The following is a 2,428-nucleotide window of genomic DNA, read 5'->3' as shown; positions in this document are numbered from 1 at the left end:
ATCCAGTGCCGCCTCGAGCTCATGCGAGAGGGCCCGGAAGTTTGCAGACTCTTCGCTGGAGGAAGCCGGATGCGAACCCTCAGTCCCGCTGTGAAAACAGGGGCCGTTCGTGACTCTCTACGTGGGTTTTTTGCGCGTGTTCATCGGCCGCCGGCGAGGAGACGGTCCAACACCGGCTCGAGCCGCGATGCGAGCAGACCATAGCCACGTTCGTTGAAGTGCAGCCGATCGGGAGAGAGCGCCGCGCCGAGCCGCCCGTGGCTGTCGCGCAGCACGTCGCCGATTTCGGCGGAAACAATGTGCTCACCGTCGGCGCAGTCGCGGATAAGCCTATTTACCTGCGCGGCTGCCCGGCGGAGCGGAGCATCGGCCAATTCCTCCCTCGGCAACAAGCCCAGAAGCAGAATTCTGGCCTCTGGCAGGCGCTGGCGGAGCACCACCAATCCATCGGTCCCTATCGGGAACCGATAGTTCGAAGGCTCTCTGCTGGAGGGAGCAGGCTTCGAACTCTCGGTCCCGCCGAAAGGGAAGGCGGTTCCGACGCGCGCCAAATGGGTTTTGCAGGCCTTCAACCCGGCGTGGCTCCCGCGGTGCGTCCCGGCCGAGTCGCCCATATGCGCGGAATCGCCGGCCGAACTTCGCGCGATCTCGCCGGATCGAGCGTTTAGGATTTCGCGTTCATAATCATCGCGACGCGGGCTAATCTGCGCCTCTCGCGTCGAGCCTCCGCCTCGATGCGGCGGATCTCTTTTTGCTGCTGTTGGGCCTGCCATTCCATCGATGCGACGGCGTAAGTGACTTTGGGACCCTCGGGTTTGCTCTGCTCGTCGATCTGCTCGTCCTCAATTGGCTCGTCCTCGATCCACTCTCCGAGCTTGCGCCAGCCGGCGCGGATCAAGACTTTGCGCATCATCGGCAGATAGTTCGAGTGTCCCATCCGAGGCGACATTGACATCCCGGCCTGAGAAGGTTTGCACCGACGTACCGACGGGCCCTTCCAGGAGAACGCGATGGCGCTGCGGGTTCTCAGGGTTGCGGTAGCGCTCGGCTTGCATCCGGATGAGCTCGTAGAACCCTCGGCCCGGGAACGGGCGCTTCAACCAGTCCAGGAACTGGGCGGTCGAATCCACCTGATCGTCGTGCTTGCCGTTCGGGAACACGGTCATCTCATGGAGGTATTCGGCGAGCCAGGGCGCCTCCTCGGGGATGTGGACAAAGCCGCTCTCGATCATCGCGGTCTGTGCGTGCAGACGCATGATCTTCTCGGTGGTCGGCTGGTAGCGCGTCACAGCATGGCAGCCATCCTCGATCAGCTCCTGGATCAGCTGGGTGCCCGAAGCCTTGTCCTCGATCAGCACCTCGGTCGCATCAAACAGCCTCTGCTGCTCGCGCACGGCGCGCTTGAGCGCCGGATACTCGAGCCTTCTGCGGAACACACCGAGAAGGAAGAGGTGCTTGCCGCTCACTCCCCAAGTCGTGCACACCGAGAAATCGCTGAGCTCGGTCGCCTTGTTGGCGGTGTCCCAGCTTTGCACGATGCGCTCGAAGCGCTGCGGCCGCTCGTTCTCGCGATAGCGCTTGAACCATTCGGCTTGCACCATGCCGCCGCCCAACGGAGCCGGCGATTGCTGATACTGTCCGGCGAAGTTGTATTCGCCGATGGTCCGTCGGATGTGCTCCAGGGTTTCGAGCGGCTCGCGGTCGGGGTGCAACGCCTCGCCCCGACGGCGCGTGAAGCATCGCGGTCCCCAGATCGTCTCGATCCGGTGCACCTCGTCCGCTTCGGCGATCGCCGGAAATCTCAGGACCTCCCACGGCTCCTGTGCAAGGAGATGGCCGATGAGGTCGTCTTCGTGCAGCCGTTGCATGATGGTGACAATGGCGCCGCGTCGCTTGTCGTTCTGCCGGCTGTAGAGGGTGTGGTCGTACCAATCGTTGGCGGCTTGCCGCTGCGAATCGGAGAGCGCCTCTTCCGGCTTTAAGGGGTCATCGATCAGAATGATGTCGGCACCGCGTCCGGTCAGCACACCGCCGGTGGAGGTGGCGAGCCGGTAGCCCTGCCGGGTGGTGATGAATTCCTGCACTGCCTGGCGGTGCGGCGCCAGCCGGGTCGAAAAGATCTGCCGATACCACCGGCTCATCATGATGCTGCGGCAATCGCGGGCGAGCTTGTCGGCGAGTTCCTGGGCATAGCTGACGCACAGGATCTGGGCCGTGGGGTCGTGCCCGAGACACCAGGCTGGAAAGGCGATCGAGGCCAGCAAGGATTTCAGATGGCGGGGTGGCAAGTTGATGATCAGCCGCCTGATCTTTCCTTCCCGCACCGCGGTCAGCTTGGCGGCAATGACCCTGAGATGCCAGTTCATCGCCAGACGAGTCTGCGGATTGAGGTCATGGAAGCAGCGCATCGCGAAAGTCGCGAAGTCAT

3 protein-coding genes are annotated in these 2,428 nt (G+C 63.3%); all 3 read right to left on the bottom strand.

Features of this window, described 5'->3' with window-relative positions; all coding sequences use genetic code 11:
- Positions 1-140: 140 nt before the first annotated feature.
- A complete protein-coding gene (locus JOY90_RS14730) occupies positions 141-440 on the bottom strand; it encodes a GDSL-type esterase/lipase family protein (protein WP_291691849.1) in 300 nt (99 codons plus the stop codon).
- Between the two features lie 224 nt (positions 441-664).
- The gene (locus JOY90_RS14725) at positions 665-913 is read right to left on the bottom strand and encodes a hypothetical protein (protein WP_291691848.1); all 249 of its coding nucleotides are present in this window, start codon (positions 911-913) and stop codon (positions 665-667) included.
- On the bottom strand, positions 843-2,428 hold a 1,586-nt coding region (terL, locus tag JOY90_RS14720), incomplete at its 5' end, for a phage terminase large subunit (protein ID WP_291691847.1). The genes JOY90_RS14725 and terL, both read right to left, overlap by 71 nt.

The organism is Bradyrhizobium sp., assembly GCF_019242285.1.
Classification (GTDB): domain Bacteria; phylum Pseudomonadota; class Alphaproteobacteria; order Rhizobiales; family Xanthobacteraceae; genus Bradyrhizobium.
This window is presented reverse-complemented; position numbering and strand designations above follow the sequence as displayed.

Bases quoted from the DNA above. Each gene is read 5' to 3' on its own strand.
- JOY90_RS14725 (WP_291691848.1), bottom strand. From the start codon at position 913: ATGATGCGCAAAGTCTTGATCCGCGCCGGCTGGCGCAAGCTCGGAGAG.